At 60.9% G+C, this 17103-nt stretch carries 14 protein-coding genes and 1 tRNA gene; 12 read left to right on the top strand and 3 right to left on the bottom strand.

From position 1 onward, the window contains the following. Positions 1 to 41 precede the first annotated feature (41 nt). The 9 genes from ISN74_RS18470 (at position 42) to ISN74_RS18430 (ending at position 10303) form a co-directional block, all read left to right on the top strand. Entirely contained in the window at positions 42 to 1703 is a 1662-nt protein-coding gene (locus ISN74_RS18470) for a methyl-accepting chemotaxis protein (RefSeq protein ID WP_425488840.1), read from the top strand. A gap of 161 nt (positions 1704 to 1864) precedes the next feature. Continuing rightward, positions 1865 to 2371 carry a chemotaxis protein CheW gene (locus tag ISN74_RS18465; RefSeq protein WP_188795198.1) on the top strand — a complete coding sequence of 169 codons (507 nt, stop codon included), beginning with the start codon at positions 1865 to 1867 and terminating at the stop codon, positions 2369 to 2371. A gap of 14 nt (positions 2372 to 2385) precedes the next feature. Beyond that, positions 2386 to 4113, top strand: coding sequence for a methyl-accepting chemotaxis protein (locus ISN74_RS18460; protein WP_188795196.1), 1728 nt, complete (start codon positions 2386 to 2388; stop codon positions 4111 to 4113). Between the two features lie 169 nt (positions 4114 to 4282). Further along, positions 4283 to 5977 carry a methyl-accepting chemotaxis protein gene (locus tag ISN74_RS18455; RefSeq protein ID WP_188795194.1) on the top strand — a complete coding sequence of 565 codons (1695 nt, stop codon included), beginning with the start codon at positions 4283 to 4285 and terminating at the stop codon, positions 5975 to 5977. A gap of 3 nt (positions 5978 to 5980) precedes the next feature. Continuing rightward, positions 5981 to 6859 carry a CheR family methyltransferase gene (locus ISN74_RS18450; RefSeq protein WP_188795192.1) on the top strand — a complete coding sequence of 293 codons (879 nt, stop codon included), beginning with the start codon at positions 5981 to 5983 and terminating at the stop codon, positions 6857 to 6859. Next, complete coding sequence (gene cheD, locus ISN74_RS18445) at positions 6856 to 7512, top strand: chemoreceptor glutamine deamidase CheD (protein ID WP_229678840.1); 657 nt, start codon at positions 6856 to 6858, stop codon at positions 7510 to 7512. Before ISN74_RS18450 ends, cheD begins: the two co-directional genes overlap by 4 nt. Positions 7513 to 7672: 160 nt before the next feature. After that, positions 7673 to 8770 (top strand): protein-glutamate methylesterase/protein-glutamine glutaminase, encoded by a 1098-nt coding sequence (locus tag ISN74_RS18440; RefSeq protein ID WP_188795190.1) that lies wholly within the window; start codon positions 7673 to 7675, stop codon positions 8768 to 8770. Between the two features lie 16 nt (positions 8771 to 8786). Then, positions 8787 to 9989 (top strand): methyl-accepting chemotaxis protein, encoded by a 1203-nt coding sequence (locus tag ISN74_RS18435; protein WP_188795188.1) that lies wholly within the window; start codon positions 8787 to 8789, stop codon positions 9987 to 9989. An 11-nt stretch (positions 9990 to 10000) separates the two neighbouring features. After that, positions 10001 to 10303: an STAS domain-containing protein gene (locus tag ISN74_RS18430; protein ID WP_188795187.1), complete on the top strand. Its 303-nt coding sequence runs from the start codon at positions 10001 to 10003 to the stop codon at positions 10301 to 10303. Between the two features lie 119 nt (positions 10304 to 10422). Here ISN74_RS18430 and ISN74_RS18425 read toward each other — a convergent pair whose 3' ends face one another. From ISN74_RS18425 to ISN74_RS18415, 3 genes are all read right to left on the bottom strand, one after another. Beyond that, positions 10423 to 12075, bottom strand: a complete 1653-nt coding sequence (locus tag ISN74_RS18425; protein WP_188795185.1) for an MASE1 domain-containing protein — start codon at positions 12073 to 12075, stop codon at positions 10423 to 10425. 169 nt (positions 12076 to 12244) lie between these two features. Then, positions 12245 to 12604: a hypothetical protein gene (locus ISN74_RS18420; RefSeq protein ID WP_188795183.1), complete on the bottom strand. Its 360-nt coding sequence runs from the start codon at positions 12602 to 12604 to the stop codon at positions 12245 to 12247. Between the two features lie 211 nt (positions 12605 to 12815). Continuing rightward, positions 12816 to 13460: an outer membrane protein gene (locus ISN74_RS18415; protein ID WP_188795181.1), complete on the bottom strand. Its 645-nt coding sequence runs from the start codon at positions 13458 to 13460 to the stop codon at positions 12816 to 12818. A 360-nt stretch (positions 13461 to 13820) separates the two neighbouring features. On the opposite strand from ISN74_RS18415, the gene ISN74_RS18410 reads away from it, so the two are divergent. The 3 genes from ISN74_RS18410 (at position 13821) to ISN74_RS18400 (ending at position 17092) form a co-directional block, all read left to right on the top strand. Then, the gene (locus ISN74_RS18410) at positions 13821 to 15722 is read left to right on the top strand and encodes a M61 family metallopeptidase (RefSeq protein WP_188795179.1); all 1902 of its coding nucleotides are present in this window, start codon (positions 13821 to 13823) and stop codon (positions 15720 to 15722) included. Between the two features lie 220 nt (positions 15723 to 15942). Then, positions 15943 to 16019: transfer RNA gene (locus ISN74_RS18405), tRNA-Arg, on the top strand. A gap of 284 nt (positions 16020 to 16303) precedes the next feature. Further along, a complete protein-coding gene (locus ISN74_RS18400) occupies positions 16304 to 17092 on the top strand; it encodes a nucleotidyltransferase domain-containing protein (protein ID WP_188795177.1) in 789 nt (262 codons plus the stop codon). Positions 17093 to 17103: the final 11 nt, after the last annotated feature.

Below are 17103 nucleotides of genomic sequence, written 5' to 3'. Positions count from 1 at the left end.
TTGCGCTCCGATTTCCCATCTCTTCGAAGGTTGCCGTCATGATGTCCCCCTTGAAACTGTTGGAACACCTGAGTCTTGCGGCCAGGGTGTGGCTGGTGATCGCGATCGTCGTGATCGGACTGGTTGCGCTCACCGTGATGTCGGCTGCCGACAGTCGCAGCCTGCAGATGCAGGCGCGCGAGCGTGCATTGGGCGATCAGGTGGCGACCGCTACGTCGTTGCTTGAGAGCTATCACGAGCGCGCCGTGAAGGGTGAATTCAGCGAAGCGGAAGCGCAGCGGCGTGCGCTGGCAGCGCTGTCCACATTACGCTGGAACAACGGCACCGGCTACGTCTATACCTTCGACTCCGGTCTTGTCATGCGCATGCATCCGATCATGCCCCAGCGCGATGGTAAGAGCATTCACGACGATGCTGACACCACCGGCAAGTATTTCTATCGCGACATGTTGGCGGCCGACCAGCGCGATGGTCACGGCCTTACCGAATACATGTGGCCGATGCCGGGCAGCAAAGGCAACAAGCTCAAGATGACCTATTCGTCCTGGTACAAGCCCTGGGATCTGCACGTGGCAGCCGGCGCGTACTTTGTGGATATCGATGCGCAGTTCCAGCAGATGCTGATCGGCAGTCTGCTGCGCGCCGCGCTGGTGGGTTTGCTGGTGATCCTGGTGGTGTGGGAGTCGATGCGCAGCATCCGCAGCAGCATCGGTGGCGAGCCGGGCGTGGCGGTGACCATGGCAACGCGTATTGCCGATGGCGATCTGAGTGGTGACAACGTGCAGGCTGCCGAAGGCAGTTTGCTGGATGCGCTTGGGCGCATGCGCGGCAAGCTTACGGACATCGTCGGCGAGGTTCAGCAGGGCGCCCACGCCGTCACCTCAGCAGCGCAGCAGATTGCGCGCGGCAACGACGACCTGAGCTATCGCACGCAGGAACAGGCCTCCAGCCTGGAAGAAACCGCGGCATCGATGGAAGAAATGACATCCACGGTGAAGCAAAGCGCCGGAAACGCCGGCCAAGCCAGCCAGCTCGCTACCGCCATGCGCAACCAGGCCGAGCGCGGCGGTGACGTGGCGCAACAGGCCAGCGTGGCGATGCAGGCGATCAAGCAGGCCAGTGGGCAGATCGCGGAGATCGTCGGCCTGATCGATGAAATCGCCTTCCAGACCAATCTGCTGGCACTGAATGCGGCGGTCGAAGCCGCGCATGCCGGCGAGCACGGCCATGGTTTCGCGGTGGTTGCCACGGAAGTGCGCAACCTCGCCCAACGCAGTGCGCGCGCCGCGAAGGACATCAAGGCCCTGATCGGCGACAGCGTGGACAAGGTGCAGGCCGGGACACAGCTGGTCGAAGCATCCGGGCAGGCGCTCACAGGAATCATCGGTAGCGCGAAGAAAGTGGCTGACATCGTGGACGAGATCGCCGCGGCCAGCCAGGAGCAATCGGCCGGCATCGAGCAGGTCAACCGGGCGGTGACGCAGATGGACGAGGTCACCCAGCAGAACGCTGCGCTGGTGGAAGAGGCGGCGGCCGCGGCGCGGGCCATGCAGGAGCAGGCGGATCGGTTGCAGACGCAGATGGGGTATTTCCGGGTGCGTGGCGAGGTTCGTTCCGCGCTCAAACCCGCCCCAGTGACCGCCCGGGTCGCCATGCCGGCGGCGCGGCCTCTGGCGGTGGCTGGGGAGTGGGCCGAGTTCTAGCCGCTACCAGGAACAAGCGCCCTCTCCCGGGAGGGGAGGGGCGTCCTTCGCTACGAGAAAGTCAAGGAAACGTGCAGGAAACAGCTCAAGTTTTACCCAAAACCGCCGATCCATCTTTCGAACGGGAGCCCTCTGGGGGCGCTCCAATGACGAGGCGAAACATGTCTGACCAGGCCCGGAGCGAGGCGCTCCAGTCGCAGTACCTCACCGTCAACCTCGCTCACGAGGAATACGGTGTCGACATCCTGTCCGTGCGCGAGATTCGCGGCTGGACGCCGGTAACGCGCATTCCGCAGTCGCCGCATTACGTGTTGGGCGTGCTGAATCTTCGCGGCGCCATCGTGCCGGTGGTCGATCTGCGCTTGCGTTTCGGTCTTGCCCGCGAGGAATACAACGCCACCACCGTCACCGTGATCATCACCGTGGCAGGCCGCCAATTCGGCGTGGTGGTGGACGCCGTGTCCGACGTGATCGATGTGGCCAGCGATGCGCTGCGCCCGGTGCCCGACATGGGCACCACCGTCGACACCGAATACCTGAAAGGACTGACCTCGATCGGCGACCGCATGGTGCTGCTGCTCGATGCAGACAAGCTGCTGCAACCGCAGGACGCGCAGATGCTCGAAGCCGCCCTGAACGCGGCCGACGATGTGAAAGCTGTGGCATGAAGGAATAAGACAACATGAAACTGCGCTTCCCGAAGTTGAAATTTACGTCGCTGACGATCAAGGCACGCCTGATCATGCTGGTCGGGCTGCTGTGCGTCATGCTGGTTGCTGGTGCGGTGATCGGCGTGGGCTCGATGGCGCGCCAGAACGCCGGCACGCAATCCATCTACGACAATGAGCTGGTGCCAACGCAGCTGGTCGATACGCTGCGCACCAATTCGCTGATGTACTTCATTACGCTCAACGAGGCCGCCACCTTGGTGGGCAAGCCCGATCAGGTGAAGCAGAAGCTGACCGAAGCGGATCGCTACCTGAAGCAGATGGACGACGTGACCAAGTCGCTCGACAAGCTGTCGCTGAGCCCCAAGCTGGAGGCCACTGTCAAGGACTATAAGTCGACCGACAAGGATTACCTGCAGGCACGCGATGACGTGCTCGATGCCATCAAGCAGAACGACAACTCCGCCACCGATACGGTGGAAATGGAAATGCGTCCCCTGCTGATGCAGCGCCTGGATAGCTTGGCCAAGGTGGTCGAGATCCAGCGCGACGAAGCCAACGCCACCTACCAGGCGCAGGTGAAGAGTTACGAGCGCGTACGCATGATCACGGTCATTGCCTTGCTCGCCGGCCTTCTCTTCGCGCTGCTCCGCTCGACCTTGCTGATTCGCTCGATCTCGCATGCGCTGAACTACGCGATGAAAGTTGCCAAGGAAATCGCCGCCGGCAAGCTCGGTCACGAGATCGAGGTGAAGGGCAACGATGAATTGGCCAACCTGCTTTCCGCGCTGCGCACGATGGATCAGCGTCTGGTGGAAATCGTCGCCGAAGTACGCCAGGGCTCCGATGCGGTGAGCACGGCTGCGCAGCAGATCGCGCGCGGCAACGACGACCTCAGCCAGCGCACACAGGAACAGGCCTCCAGCCTGGAAGAAACCGCTTCGTCAATGGAGGAAATGACCTCCACCGTGAAGCAGAACGCGGAAAACGCCAGCCACGCCAACCAACTTGCCCGCGGCGCACGCGAACAGGCCGAGCGCGGCGGTGAAGTGGCGGCGCAGGCCGTTACCGCCATGCGCGAAATCAACAGCTCCAGCCGCAAGATTTCCGACATCGTCAGCCTGATCGACGAAATCGCCTTCCAGACCAACCTGCTGGCGCTCAATGCCGCGGTGGAAGCTGCACGTGCCGGTGAGCAGGGCCGTGGCTTTGCCGTGGTCGCTACCGAAGTACGCAATCTGGCGCAGCGCAGCGCCGGCGCGGCCAAAGAAATCAAGCTGCTGATCAACGACAGCGCCGACAAGGTGCGCGCCGGTTCCGAACTGGTGGATCAGTCAGGCAAAGCGCTGGCCGACATCGTCGACAGCGTGAAAAAAGTCACCGACATCGTGGCCGAGATCGCCGCAGCCAGCCAGGAACAATCGGCAGGCATCGACCAGGTGAACAACGCGGTGTCGCAGATGGATGAAATGACCCAGCAGAACGCTGCACTGGTGGAGGAAGCCTCCGCTGCCGCACGCGCCATGCACGAGCAGGCCGGGGAACTGTCGCGCCAGGTGAACTTCTTCCGTTTCGGTGAAGAAGCCGCTGCTTCAGTCGCCGCGGCCAAGCCGAAGGCGGCGGAAGTCCTGGCCGAAACCGAGGCCGTGTTCGCCGCCGTGCGTCAGTCGGCGCCACCGACTGCGTCGAGCCGCCGCACCGCGCCGGAAACGGCCGATAGCGGTGTGTGGAAGGAATTCTGATTCATGCAGTAACCCTCCGCCCATCGCTGGCGGAGGGTAAGCAAGACATGTCTTCAAGCAGGAGAGAGGGGCTTCTGCCAGGCCAGAGGAGTTTCGTGTTCAAGCGGTAGGGACACCGTATGCGCTATGTCCGCAGTGTTTCTACCAATAAAACGATGAGGTAAGTGTTGTGACTCTTGGCAGCTGGACCATTTCCCGCAAGTTGATCGTCGCGCTCTCCCTGTGCGCGGCCACCTTGCTCAGTGTAGGCGGTGTAGGCACCTACGCCATCGACCACGCCAATTTTGTGCTGGGCGATATCTACAACTCGAACATGCTGCCGGTGTTGGACATTTCCGCCGTCAAGGATCAGCAAACCGAACTGCGCGTCGAACTTCAGCGCATCGTTATCAGGCACGACAAGGCATTGCTGCAAGACGTGCAGGCGCGCCTGCCTGCGATGCGCAAAATCATGGATACCCGCTGGTCCGCGTATTACCCGTCCCAAGTCAGTTCGAATGACGAGCGTGCGGTGGCCGACCGTTACGGACCGCTGCGCAAGCAGTTCGATGCGCAGGTGGATAAGACCTTGGATCTGCTCAGCCACGATGATTACGCCAATGCCGCCGTGGAAGTCAGTGACGAGGTTGGTGCAACAGCAACATCGTTGCACGACGTGCTGAGCAGCTTGCAGAAAATCAACGCTGATCAGGTTCACGATCATTACCTTTTGGCTCAGCATCGCTATCCGCAGATGATGGGGATGATCGGCGGTTGCATTCTGTTCGGGCTGCTGGTCATGGGCGGCATCGTGGTCTATCTGCGCAGCACGATTGCCAAGCCGCTTGGTATTGCCGCCAGTGTGGCCGGTGAAATCACTCAGGGCCGCCTCGGACATCAAATCACGGTGACCAGCAACGACGAAATCGGCGTGTTGCAGCATGCCTTGCAAGCGATGAGCGACAAGCTGGTCGAGATTGTCAGCAACGTGCGCGACAACGCGGTAGGAGTGAGCTCCGCATCGCAGCAGATCGCGCGCGGCAATGACGATCTGAGCCAACGCACGCAGGAACAAGCTTCCAGCCTCGAGGAAACCGCCTCGTCGATGGAGGAAATGACCGCCACGGTCAAGCAGAACGCTGACAACGCCACGCAAGCCAATCGTCTGGCCAACAGCGCACGCGAGCGTGCCGAGCAGGGCGGCAAGGTGGTGATGGGTGCCGTGTCAGCGATGCGCGATATCGATGCCTCCAGCCGCCGCATGGCGGACATTGTCGGCCTGATCGACGAGATCGCCTTCCAGACCAACCTGCTGGCGCTCAATGCCGCGGTGGAAGCGGCGCGTGCCGGCGAACAGGGTCGTGGCTTTGCCGTGGTTGCCACGGAAGTGCGCAACCTCGCCCAGCGCAGTGCGTCGGCGGCGAAGGAGATCAAGGTGCTGATCGGCGAGAGCGGCGAACTGGTGCGTATCGGTTCGGACATGGTGGACCGCTCGGGCCACGCACTGGCCGATATCGTCGATGGCGTGAAGAAAGTCACCGACATCGTCGCCGAGATCGCCGCGGCCAGCCAGGAACAATCGGCAGGTATCGATCAAGTCAACAACGCCGTGTCGCAGATGGACGAGATGACGCAGCAGAACGCGGCGCTGGTCGAAGAAGCTGCGGCTGCGGCGCGCGCCATGCAGGAACAGGCCGCCGAGCTGACCGCGCAGATGCGCTTCTTCCAGGTGCCCGGCCGTGCTGCGCCAAAACCGGCCGTCAAGGTGCGCGCGCATTCCGTTACAGCCGAAACCGAAGCCGTGCTTGCTGCGGTGCGCAGCAAGGCGACGAAACCTTCAAACAAGTCGGTGGCTGAGCCAGCCGCCGAATGGGCGGAGTTCTAAGCGATGACCATGGCCACCCTGACCGACTTCAATGCCACCGCGTCGGGCGTGGGTGGGCCTTTGCTTGGCGATACCGAATTCCAGTTTCTGCGCGACTTCGTCTACCAGCACTGCGGCATCGCCCTGGGCGAGCAGAAGCGCCAGCTGGTGCAGGGACGCTTGTTGCGCCGCCTGCGCGCACTGAGGCTGAAAGACTTCAGCAGCTATTGCGAGCTGCTACGCCGGGATCCGGAGGGCGAACTGGGTGAGTTGGCAAGCGTGATCAGCACCAACGTCACGTCGTTCTTCCGTGAAATGCATCATTACGACCTGCTGATCAACGATCTGCTGCCACGTTGGCTGGAAGCGAAGAAAAACGGTGGTCGGCTACGCATCTGGTCGGCCGGCTGCTCGACCGGTGAAGAACCGTATGCGCTGGCGATGGTGCTGGCCGAGGCGTTGGATCGCACTGGCAGCAAGGTGGATGCGCGCATCCTGGCGACGGATCTTTCGCCACAGGCGTTGGAAACGGCGCGCGCTGGCACGTATGCGCTGGATCGTCTGGGCGGTGTGAGCGACGAGCGACGCAGCCGTTGGTTCATGCGCGGCGAAGGCTCGTATGAAGGTTGGGCGCGCGTGCACCCACGCCTGCGTGAGCTGGTCACCATCCAGCCGCTCAATCTGTTGCACGACTGGCCGATGCGCGGTCCGTTCGATGCGATTTTCTGCCGCAACGTGGTGATCTATTTCGACAAGCCGACCAAGCAGCGTCTGTTTGAACGCTATGCCGGTTTGCTGGAGCAGGGAGGCTATCTGTTCCTGGGTCATTCCGAATCGATGTACGGACTTAGCGATTCGTTTGAACTAGTTGGCCGCACTGTTTACCGGAAGCGTACGTCATGACTGCCCCGATGCCCGGCGTTGCTGTAGCGCCTCGCCCCTCCAATACCGTTTTGCCCGGGTTCGAGCACATGCGCCGATTCTGGGACCCCACCCACGCCTGCATGACCGTGAAGGTCCTGCCGGGCGAGTTCTATGTCAGCGGGCAGGAAGAAATGGTTTCCACGGTGCTCGGCTCGTGCGTGTCGGCGTGCATTCGCGACAACGAGCGGCGCATCGGCGGAATGAACCACTTCATGCTGCCCGAGCCGATGAGCGGCGAGCGCAATGACTGGTCGGCGGCGATCGGGCGCGCGGCCCGCTACGGCAGCGACGCGATGGAGCAGCTGATCAACGCCATCCTGAAGGCCGGCGGCCGGCGCGATGCGTTGACCGTGAAGATCTTCGGGGGCGGCCGGGTGCTGGCGCAGATGACCGACGTGGGCCTGCGCAACATCACTTTCGTGAAGCGCTACCTGGAGACCGAGGGGCTGCCCTTGGTGGCCGAGGACGTGGGCGATATCTACCCGCGCCAGCTGCAGTTTTTCCCGGCCAGCGGGCGAGTGCGGGTGCGCCAGTTGCGCAGCCAGCGCGACGCGGAACTGGCCGCCAACGAGCAGCGGTACCTCAAGCGTTTGGCGAATGATCCGATAAAGGGAGAGGTGGAGCTGTTCTGATTCAGGCTCCCGTAGTTTGTTTGACAGGGGCGAAGGATGAGTGGCGAGGGCGCGAGCGCGCACGTCATTACAGGGGGCGAGCAGCGCATAAGTCCGCGGCCCTCGCTGCTCATCCTTCGCCCTTGATTGAAGACCTAAAGCATTAAGCGAGAAGGCGGCAATGGAAAAAGTTCGCGTCCTGGTAGTCGATGACTCCGCACTGGTGCGGAAGCTGCTGTCGGCCATGCTCGATTCCGATCCCGGTATCGAGGTCGTCGGCGTGGCCGCCGATCCGCTGATCGCGCGCGACAAGATCAAGCAGCTCAATCCCGACGTGCTGACGCTCGACGTGGAAATGCCGCGCATGGATGGCCTGACTTTCCTTGAAAATCTGATGCGCCTGCGGCCGATGCCGGTGGTGATGGTGTCATCGCTGACTGAGCGTGGCGCGGAAGTCACATTGCGTGCGCTGGAAATCGGCGCCGTGGATTTCTTCACCAAGCCTTCCAGCGATCTGGCCAACTGCTTTGCCGAAAGCGCGCAGGAAATTTGCGCCAAGGTAAAGATGGCGGCGCTGACTCGTCCGCGCCCGTACACCACGGTGCAGAAGCTAGACGTGCCGCCGCGCCTTTCCGCGGATGCCGTGTTACCACGCTCGCAGTCAGCGGGCACGCGCGGTAGTCAGCGCATTATCGCCGTGGGAGCGTCCACCGGCGGCACCGAAGCGATCCGCGTGCTGCTGGAAGCCATGCCGCCGGATGCGCCGCCGATCGTCATTACGCAGCATATTCCGGCTGCTTTTAGCGGTCCGTTTGCGTCGCGCATGAACAACTGCTCGGCAATGCGCGTGTGCGAAGCGCGCGATGGCCAGCCCATTCAGCCCGGTCACGTGTACATCGCTCCAGGCGGCGAGCACTTGCTGCTGATGTGGGATGGCGCCAAGCACGTATGCCGCCTGCACGATGGTCCACAGGTGAATCGTCACAAGCCCAGCGTGGACGTGCTATTCCGCTCGACCGCCGCCAGCATCGGCGCCGCCGGCATCGGTGTGCTGCTCACCGGCATGGGCGACGACGGTGCGCGCGGCCTGCTGGAACTGCGCGAAAGCGGCGCGCCGACCCTGGTGCAAGACGAAGCCAGTTCCGTGGTGTGGGGCATGCCCGGCGCAGCCTGGAAGCTTGGCGCTGCCGACGAAAAGCTGCCGCTTGAACAGATTGCCGCACGCGTGTTGGTGCTGGCGCAACAACCCATCGTCAGCGCACGACGCGCTGCCTCCTGACGTATCGGAACATCCTATGTCCGTGAATATTCCCAATCTTGTCGCGCGGCCTCTCTCCGCTCCGCGTCCACTCATCGGCATCGGCGCGAGCCTCGTCGCGTTGTTGCTGTGCCTGGTGTGGAATCCGATGTGGCTGGCGCCGGTGCTGATCACCGGGTTGTGTGCGGTGTGGATCTTCGAATGCCGCAAGCTGGCCACGCCCTCGATCGTGGTGGAAACCGCGGTGGAGCCCGACAGTGCTCCGGTGCGCGAAGCGCTGGAAGACGTGCGCGGCGCCCTGGTGGACGAACTGGGCCACGCCTCGCGCGAACTGCATCAGGCGCTGGATCTGCTACGCGACGCGGTCTCCGAACTCGGCGGCGGTTTCGATGGCTTGTCGCAGAAAACCGGCATGCAGCAGTCGCTGCTGAAGCAGATCATCGGCGTGCAGAACGGTGGCGTGTCCGTGCAGGATTTCGCCGCACGTACTGGCGACCTGCTGGAACATTTCGTCGGCCTGATCGTGCAGTTGTCACGTGAAAGCCTGCGTATCGTCTATCGCATCGATGGCATGTCCAAGGAAATGGATGCGGTGTTCACGCTGCTCAAGAACGTGAACACCATCGCCGAGGAAACCAATCTGCTGGCGCTCAACGCGGCCATCGAAGCGGCACGTGCCGGCGAAGCGGGCCGCGGCTTTGCGGTGGTGGCCGGTGAAATTCGCAATCTCGCCAGCCATTCCAACCAGTTTAACGAACAGATCGGCAGTCACGTGGAACGCGCACGCATCGCGATGGAGCAGGTGCGTGGCCTGATTGGCGAGCTGGCGTCGCAGGATCTCAACGTCGCGCTGTCGGCCAAGGGCGACATCGATGCGATGATGGCTCACGTCACCGAAAGCGACGCGCGCACCAGTGCGGTGGCAGATCAGGTGGTCGAGATCAATCGTGGCCTGGGTAACGACGTCTCCACCACCATCCGCTCGCTGCAGTTCGAAGACATTCTCAGCCAGCTGCTCAACCAGACGCGTACCCGTCTGGTCGAACTGCAAGGCGTCGTCGCTGAAACCACCCAGGATATCCAGACCCTCGCCTGCGAGACGGTGGATGCGCAACTGCTGCGCCAGCATTCTGAACGTGTGCGCGAACGCCTTGCCATGCAACGCGAGAAAGCGCGCCTTCGTTCGCGCGGACCGGCCCTGCAGAACAGCATGGATGCCGGCGAGATTGAATTGTTCTGAGGAATGACGCCATGAGTCTCAACGTTCAGCACGATATCGAACAAGATTGCGTCACCCTGCAGCTCGGCAGCCATTTCGACTTCAGCGTGCATCGCCAATTCCACGATGCCTGTCTGGGTGCGTCGCGGTCGCGTAGTTACGTGATCGATCTGGGTGAAGTGGAAAGCATGGACAGCTCTGCGCTGGGTATGCTCCTTTTGCTGCGCGAGCATGCCGGTGGTGATCGCGCTGAGATTCGTATCGTCAATGCCAACACGGCGCTGCGCGGCACCCTGCGCGTGGCTGGGTTCGACAAGCTGTTCACCCTGCACTGATTCGTATAGCCGCTATTTCCGCGAAAGCGGGGATGACGGCCATACAAGCTTGGACTATCCCTGGATCAAGTGCGCGGTAACGCAATCTACGTTTCCCGCGCAGTCACACGTCCAACAACTCAGGCAATCCAGGGGTTCGCAGGTGTCGGCACAATGGGCCGCTGTACATGGCGCATCGGCTCGTCTACGAACAGGCAGCTGATTCGCATGCCCTTGTGTGTCATGCGCTCATGGATAAGGCCGTTGAACAGATACGCATGATTGCGCATCGCGTCCAGGTTGAGGCCATAGGCGCCCAGTTTGGACGCCAGAAACTCACGTTCGCCAATGTCGTACACGGCGTCGTTTATGTGCGTGGGCTCAACGGTTCCATCCACACAAAGCATGGCCCAATGCACTTGACGCGTGATGCCAACGCGCAAGCGCACGCGCACGCTTGAGCAGACCATTTGCATGTTGACGTAGGTTACCGATTCGCAAGCTTGTCGATAGATGGCCGTATGCATGCTGGGCGAGAGGTCGCTCAGTGTCGCGCCCTTGATGTCGCAACGGTAGGCAACGCCAGCTTCGGCCAACACACGCGCGATGGTTTCGTGTAACGCCGCCGGTAACCCGCGTTGGCGCCACGCCGACGGATGCATGCTGTCGGCGAGCCCGCTGACCTGGCTTTGTGTTGCCGTCGCCTGACGGTCATAGCGCATGGCTTCGTTGGCCGGAAGCATGTTGCGAAAGCGCGTCAACAGTTGGTGATGCGAGAGGTGCAGCACACTCCCTGCAAGTTCCAATGCCTGTGCTGTTTTTCGCATACGTGTTTCGTTCAATTGCATGCTTTGCTGGGCGAGCAGGATGGCTCGTTTGGCTTGGCGTCGTTCATGTTCTTTTTGTTGTTGCTGCGACGTAATACGGGTTCCGAGTGCAAAGAGGCCGGTAAGACACAGGGCAATGAAGCCTTCCGCCTGCGCGACGGTGGGATTGGGGATGGAGTCCAGCAAGGCGCCAAGAAACAGAATGCACGGTGTGCCGCTTACCGCTACCGCGCGCCAGTCCTGTTTCACCAACAGCCAGACCATGGGCACGAAGACGACTCTGAGCGCGATATGCCGTACGTCGTTGTGATTGTTGCGGCTCAGCAGGAACAGGAAGATGGCCGTACCAGCCAGCATGATCAGTGTGTCGGCGGCAAATACGTGATGGCTGATGCGTTGCCAGCGCTGGCGCACCGGTAGCTTCGATTCCCACTCCACCCGCGCCATCAAGGCCCACGGTATCGTCGCCAGCATGCCCATGTATTGCCCGGTGAAGGCGGCAGCCACCAAGGTGGCGGACAGCTTCAAGGGTTGTGTTGGATCGGTGGCACTGAGCATGGTGATGCAATTGAACAGTGTCCAGGTTGCCGACACACCGGCAATGGCCACGAAAAGTGCCATGAAGTTGACTTGCCGTTTGTTCGGGAACAGTCCCATCCGCTCGCGGCACCACCATGCGATGGGTTGTGCGGTGATGGAACCCGGAAGCATGTTCCACATCGCCCAGTGCGTGCCAAGCTGGCCGGCGCATTCGATAGTGGTTTGCGCGAGGCAGAAGATGTCGCAAGCAACGACCGCCGGCCAGTAGCGATAAGGAAGCAGCAGTAGCGCACCGAGCCGCAGGCCGGCGTAAAGGGACATGTGGCCGTCGGTGAATGGATGGAACAGGGTGCGTATAAGCATGTAGCCGGCAATCACCGCCAAATGCCTGGCCCAATGGCTTCGCAGCTCTTTCGCCAGCCCCATGCTTTGCCCCTGTATTCCCCCGTCCTTCAATCATGCAGGTAACGGAGGGAATTGGCGACAGTCATCAAAACCTGAATGGCGTTGCCTGTCAGCCAGGTGAAAGGGCATAAAAAAAGCCGACGGCATGGGCATGCCGCCGGCAGGTTCACACACGCACAGGAAAACCGATTTACCAGGCGCGGACGTCGACCACGCTCAAGGAATAGCTCTGCATGTCCGGTTGGTAATGCAGCAGGCGGCCCAGGTCGAAATCGACTGATTGACCAGGGCTGATATTGGTGGTGCCGGCGGGCCAGCCTTCTTTGGTGGCCAGCACGTTGCCGGTGCTGTCCTTCGCATCGAGGCGCACTTGTGCGGCGGCGGCCGAGGTGCAGTTGTTCACCAACTTGCCCTTGACGCTCAGGCGGGTCGCCATGCCGCTGCCGACGGCAGCAACTTTCACGTCCTGGATCGCGAAATCAGTGGATGCACAAGCATGAGCTGCGACGGGGGCGACCAGCAGCGCGGTCGCGGCGATGAGTGATTTCATATGTCAGTCCTTAGGCCGGGGTTGCCACGCGAGAGCGGCTTGGGAGACATATCGGCCTGGGGTGGCCGAACTTTAGATCAGATGACGGTGGGGCAGAGGCCGGCCGCGACGGTCGCACATCCCCCGATGACCCAACAAAAAATCCCCCGGGTTGCCCCGGGGGATTTGGGTAACGCTGGCCATCGCGCTGAGGCGACGGCTATCAACTCGCTTAGAAGCGGTATTCCACCGAAGCGGAGTACGCAGCGATGTTGGTGCGGGTGTGACCCACGCCCGTGTAGTAGACGCTGGTGTCGTTACCAGCCTGCAGACGGTAGTTGTCGTAGTTCAGAGCCAGGCTGACATTCTTGGTGACGTCATAGCCAACGCCCAGACCGGCGTACAGACCGCTGTTCCAGGTCTTGTAGCGGCTGTCGAAGTCACCAGCCGTGAAAGCCAGCTCGGTGCGCGAACGCATGTAACCGGCGTGGGCGGTCACGTACCAGGCCTGGTAGAAGTTGTACTTGGCGTTCAAGCCGACGGTGGCGGCCTGCGGCTTGGCCGACAGCGAACCGAAGCCATTGCCAATGTCAGCCTTGGGGCGGCCGAGGTACACGTAGCCGATTTCCGGACCGATGATGCCATTCCAGCGCCAGCCGAAGCGGACGTTCTGGAACACGCTGTTGTTATGGTCCAGGTCGCTGGTGCGAGCCTGGGTCTGGCCCAGGTTACCGGCGGCGAAGAAGTTGTCCTGCCAGTTCGGGTTGATGTTCGAACCGTAGGTAGCGGTGCTGGCGTCGTCCGCGTGGGCGGCCTGGCTCAGCACGGGGGACAGGGCAAGGGCGGCCACAGCGGCCGAGAGGGCTAGCTTATTCATGGAGGACTCCATCTCTTTTTTATTGACCGACACGGCGACGCTTGGGGGACTCGTCGTGACGGATCGCGCGGGGTACGCGATGTAACAACATTGTAACATCTCAGCTGACCCCAGGCTTTCCGGAATGGTCTGCGGGGAAGCTACGGTTCAGCTTTAATCGCCGCGGATAAGCCTGCGATTCATGTAAGAAAGTGCGCGGGCATCGAGTGGGCGCAAGATCTCGCCGCAAGCTCCGCGTTGGAAAACCATTCAGTCTGTGACCTCTGGCAGGGGGCCTGGGCCGCTGCAGATGGCTAGCATCGGATGCTTATGCCGCATTCACGTTTGTGACAGCGGCCGAACACCGCCCGGGAGAACCTTTTGAAACGCCAGCCTCTTGCCGCCGCCATCCTTGCTGCCACGCTCGGATGCATCGCTTTTGCCGCCCATGCCGACGATGTATCCGCCCCGCAGAACGTGCCGTACAGCGCCGGCGCGCTGACGATCAATGTCGACGCCACTGACCTTGCCCATCGCGTGTTTCGCGTGCATGAGGTCATACCCGTCGCATCAGGTCCGCTGACCTTGCTTTATCCGGAGTGGATTCCAGGCAACCACTCGCCCAGTGGCCCGATCGACAAGTTCGCCGGCCTGGTGGTGAAGGCCAACGGCAAGGTGCTGCCGTGGACGCGCGACGAGTACAACGTCTACGCCTTCCATGTCGATGTGCCGCAAGGCGCAAACAGCGTAGACGTGGAGTTCCAGTACCTGTCGCCGCAGGACATGCGTCAGGGCCGCGTGGTGATGACGCCGGAAATGCTCAACCTGCAGTGGAACACCGTTTCGCTGTATCCGGCCGGCTACTTCGCACGCCAGATTCAGACCAATCCCAGCGTGACACTGCCGGCCGGCTGGCAATTCGGCTCAGCGCTGGAAGTCGCCTCGCGTGATGGCGATACGGTGCACTTCAAATCGATCAACTACGACGATCTGGTCGATTCGCCGATTTATGCCGGCAAATACTTCAAGCGCGTCGATCTCGATCCGGGCGCCAGCACGCCAGTGCATATGGATATCGTGGCGGACGATCCGAAGTATCTGGAGATCACGCCCGAGCAGTTGAAGATCCACCAGTCGCTGATACAGCAGATGTACAAGCTGTACGGTGCGCACCACTACGATCACTACGATTTCCTGTTCTCGCTCAGCGACAAGATGAGCGGCAACGGTCTGGAACACCATCGCTCCAGCGAAGACGGCACGCCCAGCGGCTACTTCTCCGAATGGGACAAGAGCTGGGTGATGCGCGACCTGCTGTCGCACGAATTCAATCACTCCTGGGACGGTAAGTACCGTCGCGGTGCCGATCTGGCCACGCCGAACTTCAATGTGCCGATGGGTGACTCGCTGCTGTGGGTGTATGAAGGCCAGACCCAGTTCTGGGGACAGGTCATGGCGGCGCGCTCCGGTTTGTGGAGCAGCGATCAGTACAAAGAAATGATCGCAGCCGTCGCCGCCAACTACGACAAGGGCCGTCCGGGCCTCGCCAGCTGGCGCAATGTGCAGGACACCACCAACGATCCCACCATCGCCCAGCGTCGTCCGCTGCCGTATCGCAACTACCAGGGCAGCGAGGACTACTACTCCGCCGGTGAAATGATCTGGCTGGAAGTGGACGGCAAGCTGCGCGAGCTGACGGGCAACAAGAAGAGCATCGACGATTTCGGTAAGGCCTTCTTCGGCGTGAATCCCGGTGCATGGGATGTCGACACGTATACGTTCGAGGACGTGGTCAAGACACTCAACGACATCGCACCGTATGACTGGACCAGCTACCTGCGTACGCGCCTCGATGGTCATGGTCCGCTGATCGGTGGCCTGGAAGCGCACGGCTGGAAGCTGGTCTACAACGACAAGCCTTCCGACGCGATCAAGGCCGCGGAAGCTTTCCGTCACACCGCCGATTTCACCTATTCGCTGGGTGTGTCGATCGGCAAGGAAGGCGCGATCAACGACGTGCTGTGGGATGGTCCGGCCTTCAACGCCGGCCTGTCGCCGGGCATGACCATCATCGCCGTCAATGGCCACAGCTACGATCCGGATGCGATGAAGGACGCCGTCACCGCCGCCAAGGACAGCAGCCAATCGATCGAACTGCTGGTGAAGAATTTCGATGAGTACAAGACGCTGCGCATCGACTACCACGGCGGCCTGAAGTATCCGCATCTGGAACGCGACACCAGCAAGCCGGATACCTTGAGTCAGCTGATCAAGGCCCGCTAAACCTGCGCGCCTTCCAGAACCACTCCCTCCCCTGCAAGCAGGGGAGGGTCGGGGTGGGGCTAGCTAACCTAACCTGCGAATCAGTCCGACGAGCCGAGCGCCCAGGGCCTCTGCTTCGCGAAAAACGATCGTTGGGCGTACTCCCCCAAGTCCGCTATACTCGTCCTCCGCCGCTGGCACGCATCCTTCGGATCGCTCCCGCCAACGCGCTGCACACCACGCGCCCGTAGCTCAGCCGGATAGAGTAGTGGCTTCCGAAGCCATTGGTCGGGGGTTCGAATCCCTCCGGGCGCGCCATCTTTTCTTCGTGTCGATATAGCGTTGTGCGTTCAACCTTAAATTGGCCGCGCCATATCTAAGCGATTGTGGTCTCGCGAGTTCTTTTGGTCATCCGTTTGACCATAAATTGTCCGCTTTTTTTGCCAGCGGGCGCCCATGCGCAAAATTTTATGGTTCAGTGCGCGCACTATGGAGAAATAGGTAGTGTCCGCTTTCGATTGCGGACATAAACTCGCCAGTTGAACGTCCTAAATCGAATCGGATAAGCGACTGCCGCCCCGATCTACTCAAGTGTGAGACCCATGATTCAACCTTCTGTACGTAGTGAAATTGAGAGTCGTATAAGCCGTGCCGAATCGGAGCATGGCGTCAGGGTCCTGCTTGCTGTTGAGTCTGGAAGTCGCGCCTGGGGCTTTGAATCTCCCAATAGCGACTACGACGCTCGATTCATCTACGTCCACCCAAGAGATTGGTACCTTTCGGTGGGACTGGAAGAACAGCGGGATGTCATTGAATATCCGATCGTCGATGACATCGACTTAAATGGATGGGATCTGCGAAAGGCGTTGAGACTCTTTTGGAAATCCAATCCAGCATTCGTTGAGTGGATTCAATCGCCAATTATCTACAAGCAGGAGGGCGACTTCGCTCACTCGGTTCGTAACATGCTGAGTGCGGTCTATTCGTGCGAAAGCGGCATGTATCACTACCGAAGCATGGCCAAGAAAAATTTTCGCGGCTACCTAAAAGGCGACCTTGTGCCGCTGAAAAAATACTTCTACGTCTTGCGCCCACTGTTGGCATTCCGCTGGTTGGAGCGGTACCAATCTGCGGCCCCCATTGAATTCGAAAAGCTGCTGCATCTGTTGGGTGATAACGCTCCACTGCTTGCAGACATAGATAGTCTGCTTACATTGAAGCGTGCAGCGCCAGAGATGGGATTGGCGGAACCGGTTGAATCGATCCATGCATTCATAAAGGCAGAATTGGATAGGCTGGAGCGAGTGTCTCCGAGCAAATCCGAAGCCGCATTAGCAGTGCCGATGCTCAACGACGTATTTCGTTCTTGCCTTGATGCGGCATGGGCATAATCGAAGAAGGC

Source organism: Dyella caseinilytica, from assembly GCF_016865235.1.
Taxonomy (GTDB): Bacteria; Pseudomonadota; Gammaproteobacteria; order Xanthomonadales; family Rhodanobacteraceae; genus Dyella_B; species Dyella_B caseinilytica.
The sequence above is the reverse complement of the archived record's forward strand: the minus strand, read 5'-3'. Positions and strand labels throughout refer to the sequence as shown.